Annotated in this window: 21 protein-coding genes, 2 tRNA genes and 1 rRNA gene; 8 read left to right on the forward strand and 16 right to left on the reverse strand. The window is 44.6% G+C overall.

The features are described 5' to 3' along the window. Positions 1 to 44: 44 nt before the first annotated feature. The gene (tgt, locus tag AACT23_RS00530) at positions 45 to 1,175 is read right to left on the reverse strand and encodes a tRNA guanosine(34) transglycosylase Tgt (protein ID WP_026027700.1); all 1,131 of its coding nucleotides are present in this window, start codon (positions 1,173 to 1,175) and stop codon (positions 45 to 47) included. A 128-nt stretch (positions 1,176 to 1,303) separates the two neighbouring features. Next, on the reverse strand, positions 1,304 to 2,356 hold the full coding sequence (gene queA / locus AACT23_RS00535) for a tRNA preQ1(34) S-adenosylmethionine ribosyltransferase-isomerase QueA (RefSeq protein WP_094128350.1): 1,053 nt from the start codon (positions 2,354 to 2,356) through the stop codon (positions 1,304 to 1,306). A 229-nt stretch (positions 2,357 to 2,585) separates the two neighbouring features. Between queA and AACT23_RS00540 the strand changes: the two genes are divergently transcribed. Beyond that, positions 2,586 to 3,032: a CBS domain-containing protein gene (locus AACT23_RS00540; RefSeq protein WP_038171482.1), complete on the forward strand. Its 447-nt coding sequence runs from the start codon at positions 2,586 to 2,588 to the stop codon at positions 3,030 to 3,032. Between the two features lie 93 nt (positions 3,033 to 3,125). Here AACT23_RS00540 and aceA read toward each other — a convergent pair whose 3' ends face one another. The 3 genes from aceA to AACT23_RS00555 all read right to left on the reverse strand — a co-directional run bounded on the left by aceA (position 3,126) and on the right by AACT23_RS00555 (position 7,701). Further along, positions 3,126 to 4,436, reverse strand: a complete 1,311-nt coding sequence (gene aceA, locus AACT23_RS00545; protein ID WP_013857509.1) for an isocitrate lyase — start codon at positions 4,434 to 4,436, stop codon at positions 3,126 to 3,128. Positions 4,437 to 4,571: 135 nt separating this feature from the next. Then, entirely contained in the window at positions 4,572 to 6,206 is a 1,635-nt protein-coding gene (aceB, locus tag AACT23_RS00550) for a malate synthase A (RefSeq protein WP_094124965.1), read from the reverse strand. Positions 6,207 to 6,798: 592 nt separating this feature from the next. Continuing rightward, positions 6,799 to 7,701 (reverse strand): hydrogen peroxide-inducible genes activator, encoded by a 903-nt coding sequence (locus AACT23_RS00555; protein ID WP_013857512.1) that lies wholly within the window; start codon positions 7,699 to 7,701, stop codon positions 6,799 to 6,801. A 196-nt stretch (positions 7,702 to 7,897) separates the two neighbouring features. On the opposite strand from AACT23_RS00555, the gene AACT23_RS00560 reads away from it, so the two are divergent. Further along, a complete protein-coding gene (locus AACT23_RS00560) occupies positions 7,898 to 8,509 on the forward strand; it encodes a peroxiredoxin C (protein WP_010320425.1) in 612 nt (203 codons plus the stop codon). A gap of 157 nt (positions 8,510 to 8,666) precedes the next feature. After that, positions 8,667 to 9,503: a copper homeostasis protein CutC gene (locus AACT23_RS00565; protein WP_094128353.1), complete on the forward strand. Its 837-nt coding sequence runs from the start codon at positions 8,667 to 8,669 to the stop codon at positions 9,501 to 9,503. 66 nt (positions 9,504 to 9,569) lie between these two features. On the opposite strand, the gene phoU is transcribed toward AACT23_RS00565, so the two are convergent. From phoU to AACT23_RS00585, 4 genes are read right to left on the reverse strand one after another with little or no spacing between them, the layout of a single operon-like run. Continuing rightward, entirely contained in the window at positions 9,570 to 10,268 is a 699-nt protein-coding gene (gene phoU / locus AACT23_RS00570; RefSeq protein WP_010320427.1) for a phosphate signaling complex protein PhoU, read from the reverse strand. Positions 10,269 to 10,304: 36 nt separating this feature from the next. After that, on the reverse strand, positions 10,305 to 11,123 hold the full coding sequence (gene pstB, locus AACT23_RS00575; protein ID WP_094128356.1) for a phosphate ABC transporter ATP-binding protein PstB: 819 nt from the start codon (positions 11,121 to 11,123) through the stop codon (positions 10,305 to 10,307). 2 nt (positions 11,124 to 11,125) lie between these two features. After that, positions 11,126 to 12,772, reverse strand: a complete 1,647-nt coding sequence (pstA, locus tag AACT23_RS00580) for a phosphate ABC transporter permease PstA (RefSeq protein ID WP_094128359.1) — start codon at positions 12,770 to 12,772, stop codon at positions 11,126 to 11,128. A 39-nt stretch (positions 12,773 to 12,811) separates the two neighbouring features. Further along, positions 12,812 to 15,013, reverse strand: a complete 2,202-nt coding sequence (locus AACT23_RS00585; protein ID WP_094128362.1) for an ABC transporter permease subunit — start codon at positions 15,011 to 15,013, stop codon at positions 12,812 to 12,814. A gap of 249 nt (positions 15,014 to 15,262) precedes the next feature. On the opposite strand from AACT23_RS00585, the gene ppk1 reads away from it, so the two are divergent. Both ppk1 and ppx read left to right on the forward strand, forming a co-directional pair. Continuing rightward, the gene (ppk1, locus tag AACT23_RS00590; RefSeq protein WP_013857518.1) at positions 15,263 to 17,362 is read left to right on the forward strand and encodes a polyphosphate kinase 1; all 2,100 of its coding nucleotides are present in this window, start codon (positions 15,263 to 15,265) and stop codon (positions 17,360 to 17,362) included. Next, entirely contained in the window at positions 17,343 to 18,848 is a 1,506-nt protein-coding gene (gene ppx, locus AACT23_RS00595) for an exopolyphosphatase (protein WP_094128365.1), read from the forward strand. Before ppk1 ends, ppx begins: the two co-directional genes overlap by 20 nt. A gap of 41 nt (positions 18,849 to 18,889) precedes the next feature. Here ppx and AACT23_RS00600 read toward each other — a convergent pair whose 3' ends face one another. The 3 genes from AACT23_RS00600 to phoB are packed head-to-tail and all read right to left on the reverse strand — an operon-like array spanning position 18,890 to position 21,857. Continuing rightward, positions 18,890 to 19,849: a PstS family phosphate ABC transporter substrate-binding protein gene (locus AACT23_RS00600; protein ID WP_094128368.1), complete on the reverse strand. Its 960-nt coding sequence runs from the start codon at positions 19,847 to 19,849 to the stop codon at positions 18,890 to 18,892. Next, positions 19,846 to 21,147, reverse strand: coding sequence for a phosphate regulon sensor histidine kinase PhoR (gene phoR / locus AACT23_RS00605; protein ID WP_094128371.1), 1,302 nt, complete (start codon positions 21,145 to 21,147; stop codon positions 19,846 to 19,848). The genes AACT23_RS00600 and phoR overlap by 4 nt, the downstream gene beginning before the upstream one ends. 20 nt (positions 21,148 to 21,167) lie before the next feature. Beyond that, positions 21,168 to 21,857: a phosphate regulon transcriptional regulator PhoB gene (gene phoB / locus AACT23_RS00610; RefSeq protein ID WP_013857522.1), complete on the reverse strand. Its 690-nt coding sequence runs from the start codon at positions 21,855 to 21,857 to the stop codon at positions 21,168 to 21,170. Positions 21,858 to 22,047: 190 nt separating this feature from the next. Here phoB and rdgC point away from each other — a divergent pair, with 190 nt between their 5' ends. The 3 genes from rdgC (at position 22,048) to AACT23_RS00625 (ending at position 24,782) form a co-directional block, all read left to right on the forward strand. After that, entirely contained in the window at positions 22,048 to 22,962 is a 915-nt protein-coding gene (gene rdgC, locus AACT23_RS00615; RefSeq protein WP_010320437.1) for a recombination-associated protein RdgC, read from the forward strand. A 162-nt stretch (positions 22,963 to 23,124) separates the two neighbouring features. Continuing rightward, positions 23,125 to 24,525, forward strand: coding sequence for a prephenate-dependent tRNA uridine(34) hydroxylase TrhP (gene trhP / locus AACT23_RS00620; RefSeq protein WP_017042130.1), 1,401 nt, complete (start codon positions 23,125 to 23,127; stop codon positions 24,523 to 24,525). A gap of 2 nt (positions 24,526 to 24,527) precedes the next feature. Beyond that, entirely contained in the window at positions 24,528 to 24,782 is a 255-nt protein-coding gene (locus AACT23_RS00625; RefSeq protein WP_013857525.1) for a YfhL family 4Fe-4S dicluster ferredoxin, read from the forward strand. Between the two features lie 40 nt (positions 24,783 to 24,822). On the opposite strand, the gene nfsA is transcribed toward AACT23_RS00625, so the two are convergent. The 4 genes from nfsA to rrf all read right to left on the reverse strand — a co-directional run bounded on the left by nfsA (position 24,823) and on the right by rrf (position 26,115). Then, positions 24,823 to 25,545 carry an oxygen-insensitive NADPH nitroreductase gene (gene nfsA, locus AACT23_RS00630; protein ID WP_017047921.1) on the reverse strand — a complete coding sequence of 241 codons (723 nt, stop codon included), beginning with the start codon at positions 25,543 to 25,545 and terminating at the stop codon, positions 24,823 to 24,825. Between the two features lie 211 nt (positions 25,546 to 25,756). Further along, positions 25,757 to 25,833 (reverse strand) — tRNA-Trp (locus AACT23_RS00635). A gap of 60 nt (positions 25,834 to 25,893) precedes the next feature. Further along, positions 25,894 to 25,970 (reverse strand) — tRNA-Asp (locus AACT23_RS00640). A gap of 29 nt (positions 25,971 to 25,999) precedes the next feature. After that, positions 26,000 to 26,115 (reverse strand): 5S ribosomal RNA (rrf, locus tag AACT23_RS00645). Between the last annotated feature and the right edge of the window lie 157 nt (positions 26,116 to 26,272).

Raw genomic sequence — 26,272 nt, forward strand, 5'->3', positions numbered from 1 at the left:
TCAAGTTTATCACTTCACAAATCAAGCAAAACGCAGCAAAACCGTTATTGGCCCATTGGTGGAACTTCACGATTGCGACGAGCATAAAACTCCTCAACAAACGCGTCGAAGCGGTCTTCTTCAATCGCTAAACGAATGCTTGCCATCAGGCGTTGGTAATAACGTAAGTTATGAATAGTATTTAAACGCGCACCCAGAATTTCGTTACAACGATCCAGATGGTGTAAATACGACTTCGAATAATTTTTGCAAGTGTAACAGTCACAATGCGGATCCAGCGCAGTTGTATCGGTTTTATGTACTGCATTACGGATCTTGATCACACCACCCGTCACAAATAGATGGCCATTACGTGCATTTCGCGTTGGCATCACACAGTCAAACATATCGATACCGCGACGTACCCCTTCCACTAAGTCTTCAGGTTTACCGACACCCATCAGGTAGCGTGGTTTGTCTTCTGGCAATTGTGGACAGGTGTGCTCAAGTACACGGTGCATGTCTTCTTTAGGTTCACCCACCGCTAAGCCACCAACCGCGTAGCCATCAAATCCGATCTCGGTTAAGCCTTTCACGGAAACATCACGCAAATCTTCGTAAACACTGCCTTGCACGATACCAAATAGCGAGTTGGTGTTCTCTAATTTGTCGAAATGGTCACGTGAACGCTGCGCCCAACGTAAAGACATCTCCATTGATTTTTTCGCTTCGTCGTGCGTCGCAGGGTACGGCGTACACTCATCGAAAATCATCACAATGTCAGAGCCCAGATCTTTTTGAATTTCCATCGACTTTTCTGCGTCCATGAAAATCTTGTCACCATTGACTGGGTTACGAAAATGCACCCCTTCTTCTGTGATTTTACGAATATCACCCAAGCTAAACACTTGGAAACCACCTGAATCGGTGAGGATCGGGCCTTGCCAGTTCATAAAATCATGCAAGTCGCCGTGCATTTTCATCACTTCTTGGCCAGGGCGCAGCCACAGGTGAAAAGTATTACCGAGCAAAATTTCTGCGCCCGTCTCTTTTACTTCTTCCGGTGTCATGCCTTTTACTGTGCCGTAAGTACCTACAGGCATGAATGCCGGTGTTTGCACAGTGCCACGTTCAAAGGTTAATTGCCCACGGCGAGCATTTCCGTTTTTCTTTTTAAGTTCGTATGTTAACTTCACGAAGCCTCCAATGTCAGAGAAACAGTCTGACGTATCATGATTAGGTGCAAGCACCCCTCTAGAGCGGTCGCCAATTCCTAGCGAAAAACGAAGCGGAGCTTCTTCTCCTAGCGTAATGCTAGCACTCGTTAATTGGTGTTCTTGGTGATAAACATCGCATCACCATAACTAAAGAAACGATATTGATGTTTCACGGCATGCGCGTACGCGGCCATAGTATGATCATAACCTGCAAAAGCGCTGACGAGCATAATCAGTGTCGACTCTGGCAAGTGGAAGTTAGTGATTAAGCAATCCACCAACTGATATTCATAACCAGGGAAGATGAAAATTTCAGTGTCACCGAAAAAAGGAACCAGCTCAGTGCCCTTTTTAAGCGCATCTTGCGCGGCACTTTCCAGTGAGCGCACCGACGTAGTTCCAACAGCGATCACTCGGCCACCACGCGCTTTCGTCGCGTTGACGGCATCGACTACCTCTTGTGGCACTTCAACATATTCTGCATGCATATGGTGATCGTGAATATTGTCGACTCGTACTGGCTGGAAGGTTCCAGCGCCAACATGTAAGGTTACATAAGCAAATTCGACGCCTTTCGCTTTGATTTGCTCAAGCAGAGCCTCATCGAAATGCAAACCGGCGGTCGGTGCAGCGACAGCTCCCGGTTTTTGGTTGTATACGGTTTGATAACGCTCTTTATCAGCATCTTCATCAGGGCGGTCAATGTAAGGCGGCAACGGCATATGGCCAATCTCGTTTAAGATCTCCAGTACCGTCTTTGACGCTGTAAAACGAATCTCGAACAGCGCGTCATGGCGAGCCACCATGTGTGCATGATATTCGTCATGCTCTCCTAAATACAACTCACTGCCCGGTTTTGGCGGCTTAGATGAGCGAACATGAGCTAAAATCGTCTGTTCATCCAACATTCGTTCGACCAATACTTCCAGTTTGCCGCCTGAAGCTTTGCGCCCAAACATGCGAGCAGGGATGACACGTGTATTGTTAAAAACCAATAAATCGTCGGGCTGAACTCGGTCAAGAACGTCTTTAAATGAGCCATCCGCCAGTTCACCGCTGTTACCGTCTAATTGCAGTAAGCGACTCGCCGTACGTTCAGCCGTTGGGTAACGAGCAATCAGCTCATCGGGAAGTTCAAAGTGAAAGTCTGAAACTTGCATAGTTCTTATCTTGTTCGTTTTGAGTGGATGACGTAATTTTTTTTAAGCGCCGTAGTATATACGTAAACACCTTCGCTCGTCAGACCCAGATCTAAATTTAATGTAATTAAACATGAAAATGGCACCCAATCTTTACGCATCAATCAAAGTAAAAATAGCGGGAGCTCTCAGATATTTTGCGCAGAAAAAACTATAGTTGAATCAGGTCAATAATAAAAAGGAGCTCGTTATGATCAAAATTGAAGACATGATGACTCGCAACCCCCATACCCTGTTGCGTACACACACGTTAGCCGATGCTAAGCACACTATGGAAGCGTTGGATATTCGCCATATCCCTATCGTCGATCCACACAAAAAACTACTCGGTATCATTACTCATCGAGATATTCTTGCCGCGCAAGAGTCGAGCTTAAAAAACATCCCTGAAGATCAATCATATACACTGACAACGCCATTATATGAGGTGATGCATACTGAAATTATGACGGTTGACCCGCGAGCGGGGTTAAAAGAGAGTGCTATCTACATGCAAAAACATAAAGTAGGCTGCTTACCCGTTGTAGATAAAGGCCAACTAGTGGGCATTATTACTGACACGGACTTTATTGGGGTAGCTGTTACCTTACTTGAGCTACAAGAAGAGAGTGAACCGGACGAAGTCGATATTGAATAACGCTCACTCCCTAATATAAGTACCTCACATAAAAAAGAGCGGCTTACGCCGCTCAAAGGTGTTACACAGATAATGATTGGGAAGTATAGCTAATTAAAATTGGTCTTCTTCGGTAGAGCCCGTTAACGCGGTTACGGAAGAGCTGCCACCTTGGATGGTATTGGTCATCCGGTCAAAGTAACCCGTTCCCACCTCTTGTTGGTGTGCAACAAAGGTATAACCTCTTGATGCTGCTTCAAACTCTGGACGCTGAACTTTCTCAACGTAATGACGCATACCTTCGCCTTGCGCGTAAGCATGTGCTAACTCAAACATGTTGTACCACATGTTATGAATGCCCGCTAAGGTGATGAATTGATATTTGTACCCCATGTCCGACAACTCTTGCTGGAAACGAGCAATAGTGTCTGCGTCTAAGTTTTTCTCCCAGTTGAAAGAGGGAGAACAGTTATAAGCCAGCAGTTGATCTGGGTATTGCGCTAGAATTGCTTCGGCAAATTGGCGGGCTTCATCCAAATCAGGCTTAGCGGTTTCACACCACACGAGATCAGCATACGGCGCGTAAGCGAGACCGCGTGAAATCGCTTGCTCAATCCCAGCATTCACGCGATAGAAACCTTCTTGAGTACGCTCACCTTGGATAAAATCACGATCGTATGCGTCGCAATCCGAGGTCAGTAGATCCGCCGCGTTTGCATCAGTACGAGCAATGACCAAAGTGGTTGTCCCTGATACGTCAGCGGCCAAACGTGCAGCAATCAATTTTTGAACCGCTTCTTGAGTCGGAACCAGAACCTTGCCGCCCATGTGTCCGCATTTTTTTACTGACGCCAACTGATCTTCAAAGTGCACACCGGCCGCCCCTGCTTCAATCATCGACTTCATCAACTCGTAAGCATTGAGTACGCCACCAAAACCGGCTTCAGCATCAGCAACAATCGGTAAGAAGTAATCAATACCACCTTCATCTTCCGGTGATTTTCCGGCCGCCCACTGAATTTGATCGGCACGACGAAACGAGTTGTTGATGCGCTTGACCACCGATGGAACAGAATCGACTGGATAGAGCGATTGGTCTGGGTACATGGTGGAAGCGGTGTTGTTGTCTGCCGCTACTTGCCAGCCGGAGAGATAAATCGCCTCAATTCCCGCTTTGGCTTGTTGTACCGCTTGACCACCTGTCAATGCACCCAAGCAGTTCACATAACCTTTTTTGGCACTGCCGTTAACCAGTGACCACAATTTATCAGCGCCACGTTGGGCCAAGGTGTTGGCTGGAGTGATTGAACCGCGCAGGTCAACCACTTCAGCAGCAGTATAAGTACGCTTTACATTTTTCCAGCGTGGGTTGGTTGCCCAATCTTTTTCTAGAGCTTCGATTTGTTGGCGGCGAGTTAATGTCATGGTCTATCCCTCTTATTTTGATGCGCAAGCGCACTGTCATCCTTTTCTCAGCAGTACGACCTATTCTGCTTTTGAAAACAGCTTCACGTTATTGGTTGTCAGTAATTGGTTATTAGTTATTGGTTTTAAATCTCATCAATCTAGGTAGTCATAACCCGGAACGGTGAGAAAATGTGTCAGCTCATCGCTGGTAGTTAAGCGAGCCATCAATTGTGCCGCTTCGCTAAATCGTCCTTGTGCAAATCGCTGCGTGCCGATTTCCTGTTTCACGACTTCAATTTCTTGCGCAAGATACTGCTCAAAAAGCGCTTTGGTAACAATCTGACCGTTATCCAAGGCTTTTCCATGCTTGATCCATTGCCATATTGACGCTCGAGAAATCTCTGCGGTCGCCGCATCTTCCATCAACCCATAAATGGGGACACAGCCATTGCCGGAGATCCATGCTTCGATGTACTGAAGTGCAACTCGAATATTATGACGCATGCCATGTTCGGTACGTTCCCCTTCACATGGGGTCAACAGCTCATTGGCATGAATCGGCGCATCAGACAAACGCGTAACATCTAATTGGTTACAACGCTCGCCAAGTACTTGGTCAAAGACCGCTTTTGCCGTATCCGCTAAACCGGGATGGGCAACCCAAGTACCGTCATGACCATTATTGGCTTCGAGCAATTTATCGTGATGAATTTTATCGAGAACCAACTGATTTTCTTGGGGATCTTTAGCTGGAATGAACGCGGCCATACCGCCCATCGCAAATGCGCCACGCTTATGACAGGTGTAGATCAGTAAGCGTGAATAGGCGTTAAGAAACGGCTTTTCCATTGTGACAACTTGGCGATCTGGTAGCACCCGATCCGGATAATTTTTCAATGTCTTGATATAACTGAAAATGTAATCCCAGCGGCCACAATTTAAGCCGACAATGTGTTCTTTAAGCGAGAACAATATTTCGTCCATCTCGAACACGGCGGGTAAGGTTTCAATCAATACGGTGGCTTTAATGGTGCCAGTTTCTAACCCAAAATACTCTTCGGTAAAATGGAAAACATCACTCCACCACTTTGCTTCTTGATAGGCCTGAAGTTTTGGAAGATAAAAATAAGGGCCACTGCCTTTTTTAAGCAATGATTTGTAGTTGTTGTAAAAGTAGAGTGCAAAATCAAACAGCGAACCCGGAATACTTTGCCCTGCATATTTAACATGCTTTTCTTTAAGGTGCAGACCGCGTACCCGACAAATGAGCACCGCTGGGTTATCTTTAAGCTGGTAGCACTTACCATTGTCAGAATTGGTATAGCTAATGGTTCCTTTAATGGCATCACGCAAATTGACTTGCCCATCCAGCACTTTATCCCATGCTGGTGACATCGAATCCTCAAAATCCGCCATGAACACTTTGACGTTAGCATTCAATGCATTGATCACCATTTTTCGGTCGGTTGGCCCCGTAATCTCCACTCGACGATCTTGTAAATCGTGTGGGATACCGAGAATTTTCCAGCTTCCTTCGCGAATATCTTGCGTATCCTTGAGAAAATCCGGCAGTTCTCCGTTATCAATACGTGTTTGTCGCTCTTCTCGAGCATCCAGCAGCGAATCAACACGGCTTGCAAATTTAGCACACAGAGTGGACAAGAAGATTTGGGCTTCTGAAGGGAAAATAGCTTGATGATGTGGGCCAACGGCACCAACAACCTCAAGCTTGGCTTCGTGGTGTTCTTTGCTGAGTGCTAACTCTGTTTCTGGGGTCTGTGCAAACATAACGTTCTTCCTTAAAACCATTCCAACTACATTTGTAATTTAAAAACCACAAATTCAAATGCTCATTTTTTGCTATCCACTGACTTATCTCTACCGACACTTTCTCTCAGTCAATCCAATATTTCAAGCCTAACCAAGCTAGACATAAGTCTTATAAAACCTTATTAAACCTTACATCAACTCATCATTCAGCAAAAGAGACAAAGTTAATGAAAGGTTAAAAACAAAGTTTTATCCCGTTTCAAACCTATGTTTGATTTCCTTGTTAAATATGAAAGTTATTACGTTATTTTATTACACAACTCAAAAAGGCAGATTTTAGTTTTAAACAGACGTTCGAAATGATGTGAGACGCAGTAAGGCTTGAATTTACGACTAACCGAGCGAGACAGATGCCTTATTTTTAAACGCAAGAGAAAATAGGATGTGTAAAATTGTGGCTGTAAAGATTTTTGATTTTATGAAAACTTCATCAAGAATTGTTTGTAAAATTTTACAAGTTTAAAAACACTAACAGAATAAAAAACTGAAAAAAGCCACATTAAAAGTGACTTTTTGATTTTTTAAGCAAAAGAAAGAGTAAGACTAATCGCTAAAGTAAACCAGAAACCACATCCGCTAACTGCTTAAAAGTGTGAGTTCTCGATGAACTTGGCCGCCAGACTAAACCAATCTCTCGATACGCTTGCTGGCCAGGAGGCTCGATGACCACTAAATTTTGGTTTTCAACTAAGCCATGATTGATTGCCATTTGTGGAATGAAAGTCGTCCCTAAACCATTGGCGACCATCTGCACTAAGGTATGTAAACTGGTTGCGGTAAATGGATTAATTTTCTCTTTGGCGGTTAACTTGCAAGCCGACACAGCATGATCCGTTAAACAGTGCACATTTTCGAGCAAAAACACCGATTCATCAGGCAGGTCAGCATACTTGATTGGCACACGGATGCTATCCATTTGATGACGGCTGATCACCATTTTGAATGGATCAATCCCCACGACTCTACTCTCCATTTTGCCGATATCGACAGGCAAAGCCAAAATCAACACATCAAGCTCTCCATGACGCAGTGCTGCCAAAAGGTTCGTCGTCGTATCTTCTCGTAATAATAAGTTCAACTTCGGAAAGCGGACATTCACTTCTTGCACTAAATCACACAGTAAAAATGGGGCAATGGTTGGAATACAACCCAGCTTAAGCTGACCTTGCATCTCATCGCCTTGGCAAACCTTGCCGAGTTCCACTAAATCTTGTCCTTTGGCAAGTAACTCTCTTCCTTGGCTAACAACCAGCTCTCCTGCTTGAGTAAACACTAACGGAGCTTTCTTATCCTTTTCATAAAGCGGGCAACCTATTAATTCCTCTAAATTTTGGATCCCTTTACTTAGGGTAGATTGACTAACAAAACAACGTTCAGCGGCATCACTAAAGTGCCGTGTTTCGTAGAGTGTTACTAAATAGTGCAACTGCTTCAAACTGGGCCATTTATTCATCGTTCTACTACTATCTTATTTGAGTGCCGTTTCTGATTCCGTCATTAGAGCTCATCGCTTTTTTCGATGAGACTAATCTATTTATTTCGCTTTTTACTATCCTACAATCTGTACTATAGTTTGTCTCGTTCAAAAACGGACTGGACCAGTGCTCATCACTGGTTTGGAACTAAACCTTATTCTTAGGAGCAAAAAAATGGTACTAGTTGGTCGTAAAGCCCCTGATTTTACTGCAGCAGCTGTTCTTGGTAACGGTGAAATCGTTGATAGCTTCAACTTCGCAGAATTTACTAAAGGTAAGAAAGCGGTTGTTTTCTTCTACCCACTAGACTTCACTTTCGTTTGCCCATCAGAGCTTATCGCTTTTGACAAACGCTTCGAAGATTTCCAAGCGAAAGGCGTTGAAGTAATCGGTGTATCTATCGATTCTCAATTCTCTCACAACGCATGGCGTAATACCGCTATCGAAAACGGTGGCATTGGCCAAGTAAAATACCCGCTAATCGCTGACGTGAAGCACGAAATCTGTAAAGCGTACGATGTTGAGCACCCAGAAGCAGGCGTTGCTTTCCGTGGTTCTTTCCTCATCGACGAAGATGGTCTTGTACGTCACCAAGTTGTGAACGACCTACCACTAGGCCGTAACATCGACGAAATGCTACGTATGGTTGATGCGCTTAACTTCCACCAAAAGAACGGTGAAGTGTGCCCAGCACAGTGGGAAGAAGGCAAAGCCGGTATGGATGCATCTCCAAAAGGTGTTGCAGCATTCCTAGCTGAGCACTCAGACGACCTAGGCAAGAAATAATTCTCCTTAGCCCGCGCTCAACTCGGGTCAATGGTTGGACATATAATAAAGCGTAAAACGCATCGCCAATCAGTTAAGAAGTAAAGTCCTTATCCAAGCCCAAAGCTAACGCTTTGGGCTTTTTCGTTGGCGTTCATTTAGTGAAAATGAGGCAGCATTGGTTGGTAAACTTTACCCCTATTTCTTACCTCAATCACACAGACGTCACTACTCTAACTTGCTAACATTAACCAAATTTTTCCAGCAGGATTTTGCTATGAATATTCAAGTTGAAGTGTGTATTGATAATATTGAATCGCTACACAACGCCATTAAAGGCGGGGCTACTCGCATTGAATTGTGTTCGTCGCTCGCATTAGGTGGACTGACGCCCAGCTTTGGTTTAATGAAAAAGGCCGCACAAATATCGAGCGTTCCTGTTTACGCGATGATTCGTCCGCGTCAAGGCGACTTTCTTTATGATCAGGATGATCTCGATTCGATGTTGATCGATATCGAGATGGCAAAACAGGCGGGACTAGACGGCATCGTCTTTGGTATTTTGAATCCGAATCGCACCATCAACCTTGAAGCAAGCTTACTGATGATGCAAGCCGCGCAAGGGTTGGGTACCACTTTCCACCGTGCGATTGATCAATGCCACAGCTATGAACAAGCGATTGAAGACATTGCAAAATTAGGGTGTGAGCGTGTACTTACTTCAGGGTTAGCGCCAGATGCCTATGCAGGACGAGCCGTAATTTCACACATGGTGAAACTGGCGAATGGCCGATTCTCTATTATGGCTGGGGCTGGCTTAAACGCATCAAACGTGACTGACATTATCCGTGAAACGGGCATCACTGAAGTGCATTTGTCCGGCAAAACCACGCGTGCAAGTAGCATGGATATGATCGCCAATGCAGTGAAAATGGGGCAAGAGTCTGTCGATGACACCTTAATCCCAATTACCGATCCGGCTAAAATCCAAGAGGTATTACGCCAGCTTTCTTAACTTCGGCGACCGTTATGTCTTGATGTAAGGTGAATAACTTTCCTTCACCTTACTTTACCCAAAAGGCTATTTGAGGATGTCATCAATCGATTGTTTACCTAAGTGGCGCACATCCTTACCTTTGACAAAATAGATGATGTATTCGCAGATATTCTGGCAGCGATCGCCCACGCGTTCGATGGCTCGTGCAGACCACATGACTTGTAATATATGTGGGATATTTTTAGGGTCTTCCATCATATAGGTCATTAGTTGGCGGATCACGGCTTCATATTCGGCATCCAGCTTGTCATCCAAGCGGTACACTTCAGCAGCCGATTCAAGATCCATCCGCGCAAAAGCGTCTAACACTTGGTGCAACATTGCAATGGCTTGTCGGCATAAAGGTTCAAGAGAAACTCGAAATTTGCTCTCTTTAGGTGAAGGGCTTTCGATAGTGACGTAGGCAATTTTGGTGGCAACATCACCAATTCGTTCAAGGTCGGTAATGGTTTTGATGATCGCCATGATCAAGCGTAGATCCTTGGCTGTCGGTTGTCGCTTAGCGATAATACGCGTGCAAGCCTCATCAATAGAGACTTCCATCGCATTCACTTTGTGATCATCCCGAACGACTTTTCTGGCCAAATCGGCATCATCTTTATGCAATGCTTGCATCGCAAAAGAGAGTTGTTGCTCCACCAGCCCGCCCATCGTCAATACATGAGTGCGAATCGATTCAAGTTCAACATTAAACTGTCCTGAAATGTGGCGACCTAGATGCATCATCGTTCCTTTTGAATATCGCTATTGACGAAAGTATTAACCATATCGACCAGTAATATAGTCTTCCGTCTGTTTTTTCAATGGGGAGGTGAAAATAGAGTCAGTATCCGCATACTCAATCAATTTTCCCATATGGATAAAAGCCGTATGGTCGCTCACTCTTGCCGCTTGTTGCATGTTATGCGTCACAATCACCACTGTGTATTTGGTTTTGAGATCGTTAATCAACTCTTCGATGGTCAAAGTAGAAATAGGATCTAACGCGGACGTTGGCTCATCAAGCAACAGCACCTCTGGCTCAATAGCAATCGCTCTGGCGATCACTAAGCGTTGCTGCTGCCCACCTGAAAGGCCAAATGCATTTTCATGTAGGCGATGCTTCACTTCATCCCATAACGCAGCGGCTCTTAAAGCTCGCTCAACGGAGTCATCTAAAGTACGGCTATTTTTAATTCCTTGTAGACGAAGTCCATACACCACGTTTTCATAAATGGATTTCGGAAATGGGTTAGGTCGTTGGAATACCATCCCCACTCGGCGGCGCAACGTGGCAACATCTACATCTGGGTGATAGACGTTTCTACCATGAAGTTTGACTTCACCTTCAACTCGACACCCTTCGACCAGATCGTTCATCCGGTTAATACAGCGCAGTAAGGTTGACTTACCACAACCGGAAGGGCCGATAAACGCCGTTACTTGTCCTTTGGGAATACGCATTGAGATATGGCTCAGCGCACAAGTATGTTTATAGAACAGATTCAGATCTTCAATCGCAATCGCCGTTTGTTGATCGCTCAGATTATTAACATCTAACGGGGCGTGATAACCCAAAGTTTGATTGATGGAAAACATAATTAATCTTGCCCTAACGTTCGATATTTCTCACGCAAGTTATTGCGGATACTGATGGCCGTTAAATTCAGTGCCACAATCACTGTCACCAATAAAAATGAAGTGGCGTACACCAGTGGCCTAGCCGCTTCGATGTTGGTCGTTTGGAAACCAACATCGTAAATATGAAAACCTAAGTGCATGAATTTTCGCTCAAGATGTACGAAGGGAAATTCGCCATCCACAGGCAAACTTGACGCCAGTTTGACCACACCCACCAGCATCAAAGGGGCAACCTCACCCGCGGCTCGCGCAATGGCGAGGATAAGCCCAGTAATAATCGCAGGGCTTGCCATTGGCAATACTATGCGCCAAATCGTCTCAAAATGGGTAGCGCCCAATGCTAACGAGCCATGGCGTACTGCGCTGGGAATCCGTGTTAACCCTTCTTCCGTCGTCACAATCACTACGGGTAGAGTTAACACCGCTAATGTGAGCGCCGACCACAGTAAGCCAGGCGTACCAAAAGTGGGGGCTGGTAACCTTTCGCTATAGAGTAGCGTATCAATCGATGAGCCTATGGTGTAAACAAAAAAACCAAGACCAAATACCCCATAAACAATCGATGGCACACCAGCAAGGTTGATAACCGCAACACGAATGATACGAGTAAATAGATTCTCTTTTGCGTATTCGTGCAGATAAATAGCCGCCACAACACCAAGTGGCATGACAATAACCGACATCAACAACACCAATAGCACTGTACCAAAGATGGCTGGAAATACGCCGCCTTCAGAGTTCGATTCTCGGGGATCTTCTGATAGGAAGAGCCACACCTGCTTTCCCCACTGGACCAATTTTTGCCCCAAAGTCATATCATTGGGATACCAAATATCGAGAATTTGGCTAAGTGGAATCGCCACTCGTTGCCCACTCATCTCTTCAACAATCAACGACGGCCCATTCATTTGCTGGCGCAGCGCATCTAACTTTTGTTCAGCAATAGCTAATTGGCTATCCAAATCCTGCTTTTTATGAAAATAGTGATCTAAATAGGTTCGTTCTAGCTTTCCATTGAGTTCTTTACGACGCTTCTCTAAACGTAATTTTTCGGCGGTAAAGCCAATGACTCGGATCTCTTGGTCAATCACATCGTCAATTTGCTCTCTCAATAACGCGACATCCTGCATTCCTGCAGCGAGCATGGTTTGAACATCCGAACTCTCGCTTCCATCGGTTTGCACATAAGCAATCGGCTTGCCATAAAACTGTCCGTTACTCTTGCGTTCTATTACCGCCCACCCGCTAGGCATTTGTTTATCCGACAGTTTAACATCCAGTATCGAAACAAAGTCCGCATGATTTCGTTCTCGGTTAGCGACTTTGATACTGAGCCGCTTCACTTCCCCAGCATCCAGTATGGCTTTGGGCCACGTAATGTCTAATGCTCTTAAGTGTGTTAATGGCACATTTTCCTCAGAGTAGAGCTGACCAACCAGTGCTTGCCCCTCTTGAGTTTGCCATTGATAAAGTGGCGTCGGCCAAAAATAGGTTAATCCTTTCCAACCAATAAACAGGAGCAAGCCCAATACCGAAATCAGGCTGATGCTGACAGCACCGCCTGTTAACCATATCCAAGGTGAACCTGATTGAAACCACTTAAACATTTGTGATGATTTTTCCCAATTGATTACAAAGCACCTTGATTACAAAGCGCGATATTTGGCACGCAACCTTTGTCTGACCCATTCAGCAATCGAGTTCACACAAAAGGTGAACATGAGTAGCAATAGTGCCGCTAAAAAAAGCAACCGATAATGGGAGTTCCCCACTTCCGATTCTGGTAACTCAACCGCAATCGTTGCCGATAAGGTGCGCATCCCTTCTAAAATATTCCAATCTAAAATGGGTGTATTACCCGTCGCCATAAGAACGATCATTGTTTCTCCGACGGCTCGCCCCAAACCCATCATGATCGCCGAGAATATGCCAGGACTTGCCGTTAACAACACGACTTTGGTTAATGTCTGCCAAGGTGTTGCGCCTAATGCTAATGACCCATCAGAAAGATGTTTAGGTACGGAAAAGATCGCATCTTCCGCAATAGTGAAAATGGTTGGAATGACGGCAAAGCCCATCGCAAAACCAACCACCAGCGCATTACGCTGATCAAAATCGATGCCGTTTTGCGCGAGATAAATCTGAATATCGCCATCAAATAGCCAAACTTCAATTTGGCTGCTATACGAAAAGATAGCCACTGTACTAACGACTAATACGGGGATTAGTATCAATGCGTGCCACCCATTTGAAAAATTTCGCACCCATGCTCTCGGTAACAGGTGCCAACCTAGCCCAACGAGTAACATCACAATGGGTAAAAATAGCAGCAGCGCTCCGACCGCCGCGAGATGGCTTTCAATTAATGGCGCAAACCACAACCCCGCTAAAAAACCAATAATGACGGTTGGTAACGCTTCCATCAATTCAATCGACGGCTTCACCACTCGGCGCATTCTCGGTGACATAAAATAAGCCGTGTAAATCGCGCCAAACACCGCAATCGGTATCGCAAATAACATTGCGTATGCTGCGGCCTTAAGAGTGCCAAAGGCTATCGGTACTAGGCTAAACTTAGGCTCAAATTCATCGTTCGCTGACGTCGATTGCCACACATATTGAGGCTCTGGATAACTTTCGTACCACACTTTTTGCCACAATGATGAGAGTGATATTTCAGGATAATCATTATCCACTTTTGCCACGCTGATCTTCTGCTCGCTCAACGTAGCGAGATAAAGCTCATTATTGGACATGGCGGCCAATTGAGGGGCTTTGTTGTACATCCTCTCAAACAACACCAGTTTTTCACTGGTCGTATAGTGACTTTGGATTGTGCCATTAGGGTAGAAACTGTAAAAACCTTTGCGATAAGTATCCGGCAGTAACAGCGTCACCTGCGGCGCTAATTTAAACTTACGAATCTGAGTCAGTTGACGTTCTTCATTTTGCAGCACATCAAACCATTGAGACACTAAGCCGTTACGGTGAGTCACCAGTAGCGAATAAGCACCGGACAATAAGTTGATTTGTGTCACGGCTCGATCAGAATTACCTTGGCTTAAATCAACCACTTCTCGCACGAAATAACCTTGACGACTCTTAACTGCAACAACCAATTCGGACCCTGAGCGAAGATAAAGCGTTTTACCATCTGGCGTAAAAAGCAATTGGTCCAAAGAAGGAAATGAGCCTTGAAACACAAAGCGCTGAATTGGCTCAACGTTATCACTCGTTAAGGTTTGTACTATCACCTCATCATTATCGAGATAAGAAGCAAAGAAAAGTGCCTCATCAGTAACGGCGAAGGCAAACTGGCGTAACGTTTGCGTTTTATGAGTCAGCCGAAAGGTAGAGGGTAAACTGACGCGCTCAAGATAAGGAGAAAACTGGCGACCTTCCACGCTATGAAGATAACTGAATTTAGGGCGAGCAATAAAAACCTCTCCCGCCGCATTGCTAGCGGCAAACCACCCATCCAGCGGGGGAGCTTGGCTAAAAAGATCAACGCGAATAGGGAGACTATCCGACCACAATGCGTGTTCCGTTTTGCCGTCCAAGGGCCAAAAGTTCATGCTGCCGTCAAGGTCAACAACAAAGGCATTCTCGCCGTATTCATCTATGGCCAAAAATTGAGGATTGGAAGTGTTTATACTCACTTGCGCCACGTTCCTTTCAATTTTTGCGCTACCAAAAAGAGGGAAAACAACCATCGCAAGATAGACAAAAATCAGCACTAAAGCGCCAAGTACACTCACGCCACCAAAACTCACTGCAAGGCGAACCAAACGGTCTTTTATCAACCGTTTTCTGTCACGTTCCTTCAATGAAAATTCACTTGGTGCCATTGCTCTCTCTACCCTTTTTCCTGTCTGCGTATAATATGTAATTTTCGTGACAAGTATATTACAACTCGCAATAAACGACTGAAAATAAAACAACTATACTCAACTGGCCTACTTGAAATAAAAATGTCACATAAAAGGCATAGTTTGCATAATCATCAATACCCGAATTGATTGCTGTGCAGAATCGCACAATCAGCACACAGAGGGTGAGTCAGTAAAAAACGTCAATTGAGTTAAAAGGTAACATGAATGAGTACGGACAAGTTGTATATCGACAAGGAATTGAGCTGGCTTTCGTTTAATGAACGCGTATTGCAAGAAGCCGCAGATAAAACCGTGCCTTTAATCGAGAGAATACGGTTTTTAGGTATTTTTTCTAACAATCTGGATGAGTTCTATAAAGTTCGCTTTTCCGATGTAAAACGGCAAATTTTGATCAACCGAGAACGTGGTGGTAACGATACTACCAAGCATTTGCTGACACGAATGCAAAGTAAGGCGTTCAAACTCAACCAAGATTTCGACAATCTCTATAATGAGCTTATTTTAGAAATGGCACGTCGCCGTATCTTCTTGGTTAATGAAACGCAGTTGGATGAGACTCAGAAAAAATGGATCACTAAGTATTTCCATAAAGAAGTGCGCCCGCATATTACACCGCTGCTCATGACTGACGACATTGATGTCATGCAATTTTTGAAAGATGAATACGCCTATATTGCCGTTGATCTCAAACACAATGACCGCAGCCAATATGCGCTGATTGAAATCCCGACAGACCACCTACCGCGCTTTGTCATGGTGCCGGAGCAAAAGGGCAAACGCCGCAAAACCATCATCTTATTGGACAACATCATTCGCCACTGCCTCGATGAGATTTTCCGCGGATTTTTTGACTATGAAGAGCTCACGGGTTACGCGATGAAAATGACACGTGATGCGGAATATGACTTGCGACGGGAAGTCGAATACAGTTTGTTAGAACAGATGTCAGAAGGGTTGAATCAACGCTTAAGTGCTATGCCCGTACGCTTTGTTTATGAACGCGAAATGCCGACAAAAATGCTTAAATTCTTGTGCGAAAAACTCAAAATATCGCACTATGATAGCCTTCTTCCTGGTGGTCGTTACCATAACTTTAAAGATTTTATTGGGTTCCCAAACGTGGGGCGTGACTATTTAGAGAACAAGCCGCTACCACCCATGCAATGTGCTGACTTTGAAGGTTTTGCCAATGCATTTGATGCGATTCGCGCTCAGGATATTCTACTTCACTATCCTTACCACTCATTTGAACACATTACCGAGTTGGTAAGACAAGCGTCGTTTGATCCCAAAGTGATCAGCATCAAAATTAATATTTATCGTGTTGCCAAAGATTCTCGCCTAATGAACTCGCTCGTCGATGCGGTACACAATGGCAAACGGGTGGTGGTAGTAGTTGAGTTACAAGCACGGTTTGATGAAGAAGCCAACATTGAATGGTCACGTATTTTAACCGAAGCGGGGGTCCAAGTAATTTTCGGTGCTCCCGGATTAAAAATTCACTCTAAATTGCTGCTCATTAGCCGCAAAGAACAGGACAACATCGTTCGCTACGCACACATCGGCACGGGCAACTTCCATGAAAAAACCGCCCGTATCTATACGGACTTTTCACTACTGACCGCCGACAATGAAATTGCTACCGAAGTACGAAACGTGTTTGGCTATATTGAAAACCCTTACCGACCAGTTAAATTTAGCCATCTCATTGTGTCGCCAAGAAACTCTCGTATTCAGCTTTATCGATTAATCGACAGTGAAATCGCCAATGTGAAACTTGGTAAAAAAGCCGCAATCACTTTAAAGTTAAATAACTTAGTGGATAAAGGGTTGATCAATAAACTGTATGGCGCAAGCAGCGCGGGCGTACAAATTAAGATGATCGTCCGGGGCATGTGTTCGCTGGTTCCGGGAATTGAGGGTGTGAGTGACAATATCAAAATCATCAGCATCGTTGATCGCTTTTTGGAACACCCTCGTGTCATTATTACGCACAATGATGGCAACCCGCTGGTGTATATCTCCTCTGCCGACTGGATGACGCGCAATATCGATCATCGTATCGAAGTAACGACACCAATTCGTGACCCACGTTTGAAACAGCGTATGATTGACATTATGAATTTACAATTTACCGATACAGTGAAAGCGCGCTGGATAGACAAAGAGATGAGCAATAATTATGTAGAACGTGGTAACCGTAAAAAAGTGCGTTCACAATTTGCCATCTACGACTATCTTAAGAATGTAGAAAGACAGACCAGAAAGAGCAAAGAACCCTTACATGACAATCAACCCAACTAATACTATTCGCGATATTGCAGCCATCGATTTAGGCTCTAACAGCTTTCATATGGTGGTGGCCAAAGTCGTCGATCAAGATCTGCAACTGGTGAGCCGCCATAAGCAACGTGTACGCTTGGCGGCTGGGTTAGATGAACAAAAAAATTTGGATGCCGATGCCATAGAGCGAGGACTTGAATGCTTAGCGATGTTTGCCGAGCGGTTGCAAGGTTTCGAACCTGAAAACGTGCGCATCGCGGCCACGCATACGCTGCGTCAAGCCAATAATGCTCATACATTCTTGCAACGAGCCAAACAAGTACTGCCTTTCCCTATTGAAATCATTCCCGGAGCTGAGGAAGCACGCTTAATTTATTTAGGCGTGGCACATACTCAACCTCAAGCAGCGTCTATGTTGGTGGTGGATATCGGTGGCGGCAGTACCGAGATGGTGATTGGCCAAGGGTTTGATCCAGACCTAATCAACAGCAAGCAAATGGGATGCGTCAGCTATACCGACCGTTACTTCGCTGATGGTAGGCTTTCAAGCAGAAACTTCGCTCATGCGATATTAGCCGCCGAGCAAAAAATCGAATCTATTGCGGCGAAATATCGCAAAAAAGGGTGGGAAGTCGCCTTCGGCTCGTCAGGAACCATCAAAGCCATTCACGAAGTACTGATTGGTTTGGGCTTTGATGATGGCATCATCACGCTTGAGCGAGTCAATAAACTCATTGAAAAACTCTGTGAATGGCAAAATATTGATGAGATCGAACTCAGCGCGTTGACTGACGATAGAAAACCCGTTTTTGCTGCGGGAGTTGCCATTTTAAGCGCGGTTTTAAAATCGCTGCGTGTGAAAGAGATGCATTTTTCTGATGGTGCATTACGAGAAGGTTTGCTTTATGAGATGGAAGATCGGTTCAAGTATTCCGATATCCGTTTACGCACCACTGAAAACCTCGCGATGAAGCATCTAGTCGACTTAGAGCATGCCGCTAAAGTCAAAGGCCATGCAAAAGAGTTTCTACAGAATGTGACCCCAGAGCTAGGATTGAAAAAAGGCAGCGAACTGTTTGATCTTTTGGAATGGGGAGCGTTATTGCATGAGGTGGGATTGAGCATCAACTTACAAGGCTTTCACCGACACTCTGCTTATATCTTGCGTCACACCAACATGCCCGGTTTTAACAGCGAGCAACAGCAAGTGCTGTCGACCTTAGCACGCTTTCAACGCAAATCCCTCAAGCTGCAAGAAATGAATGATTTCACCTTGTTTAAGAAAAAGCACATCATTGGCCTCATCCGCGTGTTGCGTTTAGCGATTGTTGTCAATAGCCAACGTAATGATGATCCTCTTCCTGAGCTGACGCTCAGCGCAAAAGATGATGAGTGGAAACTAGAATGTGAAGACGCCAATTGGTTAGAAAATAATAAATTATTACATGCGGATCTGATGTGCGAACAACAGTATTGGCGAAGTGTCGGTTGGCAGCTCAATGTTTAATTTGAATTGGGTTTGATTAAAAATAGCGAGCGAACAGCTCGTTATTTTATGCCCACTTTAGCTAGTTCTTGCAGAGCAAACTCGGCACTGACAGGCACATAACCATCTTTCCCAACAATCGCTTGTCCTTGCTTAGAAAAAATGAAACGGATAAATTCGCGCTGCATGGGTGGCAGATCCTGATTAGGATGTTTATTCACATACACATACAAATAGCGAGATAACGGATAAGCACCTGATAGAATATTTTCATAACTTGCGGCAATAAACTGATAGCCTTGTTTGGCTATCGGAATCAATTTCACACCAGAAACCTGATAACCAACACCAGAATAACCGATAGTATTGATCGATGAAGCAACCGATTGTACAACCGATGCCGATCCCGGCTGCTCGTTTACTCCCTTTTTGAAATCGCCACCACACAGTGCATTTTGTTTGAAATAGCCATAAGTTCCCGACACCGAATTTCGGCCAAACAGTTGAATTCCCCGCTTGGCCCAATTCTCATCAACGCCCAATTGCGCCCAAGTATTGATCGGTTGTGTTGCACCGCAGCGCAACGTGGATGAGAAAATACTGTCTAATTGAGTAAAATTAAGCCCTTTGATTGAATTATCTCGATGTACAAAAATACCAATGGCATCTATCGCAACCCGCAATGCCGTCGGCTTATAACCGTGAGCGCGTTCAAATGCTTCAATCTCACGACCACGCATCGGGCGACTCATTGGGCCAAATTGCGCCGTTCCTTCAGTTAAAGCAGGAGGTGCGGTGGAGGAACCTGAGGCTTGTACTTGAGCATTGATATTTGGGTAGATCGTCTTAAACTCTTCAACCCAGAGCGTCGTCATTCCTGCCAGAGTGTCTGACCCCACTGAAAGTAAACTACCAGCAACACCGTTAGTTTTTGAGTAATCCACAAGCGGCTGAGCGATCACGGCGTTCGTGGTAACCAGCAAGTAAAAATAGAGAAAGGCTGTAAATATGCGATGTATCATGACAGCACAACCAAACGTTTAGGCAAAATAAAAGAGAATTTGCTGCCAACACCCACTTCACTGTGAATCTGCAAATGCGTGTCATGATGTGACAATGCATGCTTAACAATCGCGAGCCCAAGCCCACTTCCTCCGGTATCTCGCGAACGTGCTTTATCGACACGATAAAAACGTTCTGTTAAACGATGTAAATGCTGTGGCTCAATCCCTTCCCCTTTATCCACCACGTCTAAACAAGCACCTTGCGCGTTTTGATACCAACGCACATTAATTTCCGCTCCCGGAGGCGTATATTTGACGGCGTTATAAACAAGGTTTGATATAGCACTGCGCAGTTGATCTTCATCGGCCAATACTTTAAGTCGCTTATCGACATCAAAATGCAGTCGGTGATGATGATCGCCACTTAAACTGATCGCTTCTTTTTCAAGTACTTCCAACATAGCCGGAACATCAACCACTTCATCCAGCTCATGCATAGGCGCCGCTTCAATTTTTGACAACGTCAGCAGTTGATTGACTAAACTGTTCATACGGTTTAACTGCTCAGTCATCACTCCATGTGCCTTAGGCCACATCGGCCTTACCAGCATGTCAGGGTCTTCTGTCATCTCAAGATACCCTTGCAACACCGTCATCGGCGTTCTCAGTTCATGAGAAACGTTAGCAAAGAAATTTCGGCGCATGCCTTCTAACTGTTTCAACTGAGTGACATCACGCACAACCATCAAATGCTCACCTTCTGTGTAAGGCACAATACGCAGCTCTAGCATTCGCTCCACATTAAGTGGAGAGCGCATTTCAAGTGGTTCTGTGAAATCATCTTTTTGCAGATATTTGATAAAATCAGGGGCGCGCAATAAATTTGAGATAGGTTGACCTGCATCATCTGGCCAGCGAAAACCGAGCAAGTGCTGTGCAAGTCGGTTACACCAAACAATGTTCCCTTCGTCACGGAACACCACCACCGCATCGGGTAGCGACTCAGCCCCGTTACGAAAGCGGCGGATCAAATTGGTCAGTTCTTTGCGTTTTTTACGTTGGCGTTGCTGTAAACGGTAAATCCCATTAAACAGGTATTCCCAATTTCCAGTCCCGGAAGGCGGCGTTAAACGTTTTTCATCCCACAACCAAGCCGACAAGCGCATTTGGTTATGCAAATGCCAAATCAGTTGCAACGCCGTAGCCGCTAGCAGCAGCCAAGCCATATGGCCAAAGATCCAGCCAACGATAATCCAAGGAGAGTAAAAAAAAGCCAGCTCCCAAGCCAGCCTTTTCCACGTTAAACGTTCAACCATTTCGTACCTTAATTAATCCTTTATGTTCTGGATGAAAAGCGATAACCGGCACCACGTACTGTTTGAATTAATTTATCGTGGCCAGCCTCTTCTAACGCTTTTCTCAGACGGCGTATATGAACATCGACAGTGCGGTCTTCAACATAAACGTTGGTACCCCACACATTGTTCAATAACTGCTCACGGCTATAGACGCGTTCTTGGTGCGTCATAAAGAAGTGTAGCATTTTGAATTCCGTCGGCCCCATCTCTAAGGCATTATCATTAGCCGTTACTCGATGAGAGACAGGATCTAACTTCAATCCTTGCACGTCGATCACATCTTCCAGTGCTGTCGGTGTGACGCGCCGGATAACCGCTTTCAAACGAGCTACCAACTCTTTAGGCGAAAAAGGTTTGGTTATGTAATCATCCGCACCCACTTCAAGGCCGCGAACTTTATCTTCTTCTTCACCACGGGCGGTTAACATCACAACCGGAATGTTGCGTGTTAATTCTTCACGCTTCATATGCTTAATAAAGTTGATACCACTCCCGCCGGGCAACATCCAATCTAATAACACAAGATCGGGAAAGGGTTCAGCCAGTTTACTCACCGCCGTGTCGTAATCTTCCGCTTCAACAGCTTGATAACCTTTTTGTTCAAGCACGAAACACAACATTTCGCGAATGGGTGCTTCGTCTTCAACAACCAGAATCCTTCTAGACATTTGAATAACCTTTCTATGTAATCAACGCTATGCATTATGGGAAACAATTATGACACTTTTGTGACCTTTGCAAACAATTTTTCATATAAGTTTCTTATCAAGGTCATGATTATATTTTGAAATTGATTTAAGACTTTAGCTTTCAAATCCCCTATCATGTTGCGTCTTCTAATTAAGTAAGAGAAAGAATATGTGGTTTAAAAACTGTATGGTTTATCGTGTTAATCGCGATGTAGAATTCAACGCCGATCAGCTCGAAAAACAACTGGCCGAATTTCGTTTTACGCCATGCGGCAGCCAAGATAAGCAAAAATTTGGTTGGGTTAACGCAATGGGTAAACACGGCGACATGATGACCCACGTTTCTGAAGACCGTATTCTGATCTGCGCGAAAAAAGAAGAAAAGATGTTACCTGCTTCGGTCATTAAAGATTCTTTGAATGCCAAAGTTGAAGCGATGGAAGTGGAAGAAGGGCGACCTCTCAAGAAAAAGGAGAAGGAAAGCCTCAAGGAAGATATTGTCATCGATCTCCTACCTAGAGCATTTAGCCGCAGCAATCTCACTTTTGTGCTTATTCTACCCAAACAAGGCTTCATTCTAGTCGATGCCGCAAGCTACAAAAAAGCTGAGGACGTTTTAGCGCTGCTACGCAAAACCATGGGTAGCCTACCCGTAGTACCTGCGATCCCAGAACAAGCGGTAGAAACAACACTTACTCAGTGGGTTAAAAGTGGCGAACTACCACCAGGGTTTAGCTTGTTGGATGAAGCTGAATTAAAGTCGTTATTAGAAGATGGCGCAGTGATCCGCTGTAAGAAACAAGAACTGACAAGCGATGAGATCTTAAGCCATATTGAAGCCAATAAAGTCGTCACTAAACTGGCATTGAACTGGCAAGATCGCCTGAGCTTTATTCTGGCTGAAGATTGTAGCATTAAGCGTTTGGCATTTAGCGATGAGCTCAAAGAACAAAATGAAGATATTCCACGAGAAGAGCAAGCGGCTCGCTTTGATGCCGATTTCTCATTAATGTGTGGTGAAATGTCGGCATTTTTGCCTAACTTATTTGACGTTCTCGGCGGCCTTCCTCACCCGAACGCTTAACAAAAGCATCATGCAAAAGCCCAATACCCTTAAAAGTGTTGGGCTTTTTTGTATCGCTTACGATCCCTACTAGGCATAAGGTTATTTTTAACGTAAAATTTGCGCCCCTCCAATACCATCAGGTGGTATTGGCCTGACTTGAGATCAGATTAGAGAAAAACAATGAGCACACATACCCCTTTTGTCCCCGAGCTACTATCACCGGCGGGCAGTCTAAAAAACATGCGTTATGCGTTTGCTTACGGTGCAGATGCCGTTTATGCCGGCCAACCTCGTTATAGCCTTCGTGTACGCAACAACGAATTTAACCATGAAAACCTGCAAATCGGTATCGATGAAGCACATGCTTTGGGTAAAAAATTGTACGTGGTTTGTAATATTCAACCCCACAACTCAAAACTTAAGACATTCATCCGAGATCTAAAGCCTGTGGTTGAAATGGGACCTGATGCGCTCATTATGTCTGACCCTGGGCTTATCATGATGGTTCGTGAAGCATTTCCTGAAATGCCTATTCACCTTTCAGTTCAAGCCAATGCTGTTAACTGGGCAACAGTTAAGTTCTGGGCATCCCAAGGCGTTGAACGAGTGATTCTATCACGCGAACTTTCGTTGGAAGAAATTGAAGAAATTCGTGAGCAATGTCCAACGACCGAACTCGAAATTTTTGTTCATGGCGCATTATGCATGGCTTATTCAGGTCGCTGTCTATTGTCTGGCTACATTAATAAACGTGATCCAAACCAAGGAACATGCACTAATGCATGTCGTTGGGAATACAAAGTTGAATCAGCCAAAGAAGACGAAACAGGTCAAATTGTCGAGAAATTTGATCCAGCAGCAGTTCAAACTATCAAGGTACAAGAAGAGCGCCCTGATAATACACTTGGTTTAGGCAAACCGATTGATGATGTGGTTTTGCTTTCAGAAAGCCATCGTCCAGAAGAGAAGATGGCCGCTTTTGAAGATGAACATGGCACCTACATTATGAACTCAAAAGATCTACGAGCCGTACAGCATGTAGAACGTTTGACGAAAATGGGCGTGCATTCATTAAAAATAGAAGGTCGTACTAAATCTTTCTATTATTGCGCTCGCACAGCTCAAGTGTATCGCAAAGCAATTGATGACGCAGTTTCAGGTAAACCATTTGATGAAAGCCTGATGGGCACTTTAGAAAGCCTTGCACACCGTGGCTATACCGAAGGTTTCTTGCGACGCCATACACACGATACTTATCAAAACTATGACTATGGCTATTCAGTCTCAGATTCACAGCAATTTGTTGGTGAATTTACGGGTAAACGTCGTGGTGAAATGGCTGAAGTTGAAGTTAAAAACAAGTTTATCTTAGGTGATAGTTTAGAGCTGATGACCCCAAAAGGGAATGTTGTCTTCAGACTTGAAGCAATGGAAAACCGCAAAGGTGAAACTGTTGATGACGCAAAAGGAAACGGTCACTTTGTTTATATCCCGGTTCCTGAAGAGTTGGATTTAAACTTTGCTCTGTTAATGCGTAACTTGAATGCTGGCCAAGATACTCGTAATCCCGTAGGCAAGTAGTTATGGCATTATTGATCACCAGTAAATGCATTAACTGTGATATGTGTGATCCGGAATGCCCAAATGGCGCAATATCTATGGGCAACCGGATCTATGAAATTGATCCTAATCTATGTACTGAATGCAAAGGACATTACGACAAGCCCACCTGTCAATCCGTATGTCCGATAACAAACTGCATCATTACCGATCCAGAACACATAGAGACTGAACATCAACTACTTGAAAAATTCGTCGTTATTCAAGGTTTAGCCTAATCATTGTAAAAGAGCCCAATCGTTAAGATTGGGCTCTTTTTTATCGGTGTGCTAAGCCTTTACTGTTGAGATAGTTCAACATATGAGGTCGAGATTCTTGTGCTAATTTAGCCGTTACCTCTGTAGACCAAGCCGCTTGCTTGGTATTGGAAGAACGCGTCTGATAATAAGCCCTCATCGTCTCATCATATTGCTCTATTTCAGCATAACTCAAAGCATGGTAGGTATTCTCATGAACAATTACCTCAGGAGATAAACGAGGTTTTAGTTGTGGATTCTGAGCCGGATACCCCAAACACATACCAAATAACACTGCGCAATATGGAGGAAGCTCTAATAACTCATCCACTTCTTTAGGTGAATTTCTTAAGCCGCCAATATAAACACCACCCAATCCCATCGATTCTGCCGCCAATAAACAGTTTTGTGCCATGATCCCAGCGTCTACAGCGCCAATCAAAGTGAGTTCAATCAGCTCTGGTTTTACCTCAGGATTAATGGCGTAATGACGTTGGTAGTCAATGCAGAACACTAAAAACTCAGCAGCGCTTGCAACATAAGCTTGGTTGCCCGCCAGTATAGCCAACTGCTCGCGTTTATCTTTATCCGTAACACGAATGATTGAATTAACCTGTAATAGGCTCGATGATGATGCCGCAATACCAGCAGAAATAATTGTACTCAGCTGATCTGGAGTTATCTTCTGATCGGTAAAAGATCGGATAGAACGATGTGCAAGAATAGTTTCAATGACTGGATTCATCTTATATTTTTCCCTACGAGGATATTGCCACTATCTTAGCAAGCATTACCTACTGACGCCGTAAAAATGCAAACTTAAAATTAGCACAGAAAAGATCGGTTTAATGCAGTATGGAGGCGATACTTTTATTGAAGAACAGGAATGTCCTAAAAAATAATAAGGAGATGAAAAATAGTAAAAAGCCTCAGCATTTCTGCGGAGGCTTGATAGATGGCAGGGGTGGAGAGATTCGAACTCCCAACACGCGGATTTGGAATCCGCTGCTCTGCCAGTTGGAGCTACACCCCTAAATAATTTATGCTTCTCATTGAAGAAAACCTCAACATAACTGCTGAGGCTCTTAATAAGTGGCGGAGCGGACGGGACTCGAACCCGCGACCCCCGGCGTGACAGGCCGGTATTCTAACCAACTGAACTACCGCTCCGCAGCGTGTCTGGTTAGACAATATTCAAAGCCTGGCGATGTCCTACTCTCACATGGGGAGACCCCACACTACCATCGGCGCTGTTGTGTTTCACTTCTGAGTTCGGCATGGAATCAGGTGGGTCCACAACGCTATGGTCGCCAAGCAAATTTCTTAATTCGGAAAGCTGTTTCGTTCTCATTCACACATTCAATGTTCTTCAATTGAGCCCACAAAACCCCTTCGGTGTTGTATGGTTAAGCCTCACGGGCAATTAGTATTGGTTAGCTCAACGCCTCGCAGCGCTTACACACCCAACCTAT

Source organism: Vibrio sp. V09_P4A23P171 (assembly GCF_963875615.1).
Taxonomy (GTDB): Bacteria; Pseudomonadota; Gammaproteobacteria; order Enterobacterales; family Vibrionaceae; genus Vibrio; species Vibrio anguillarum.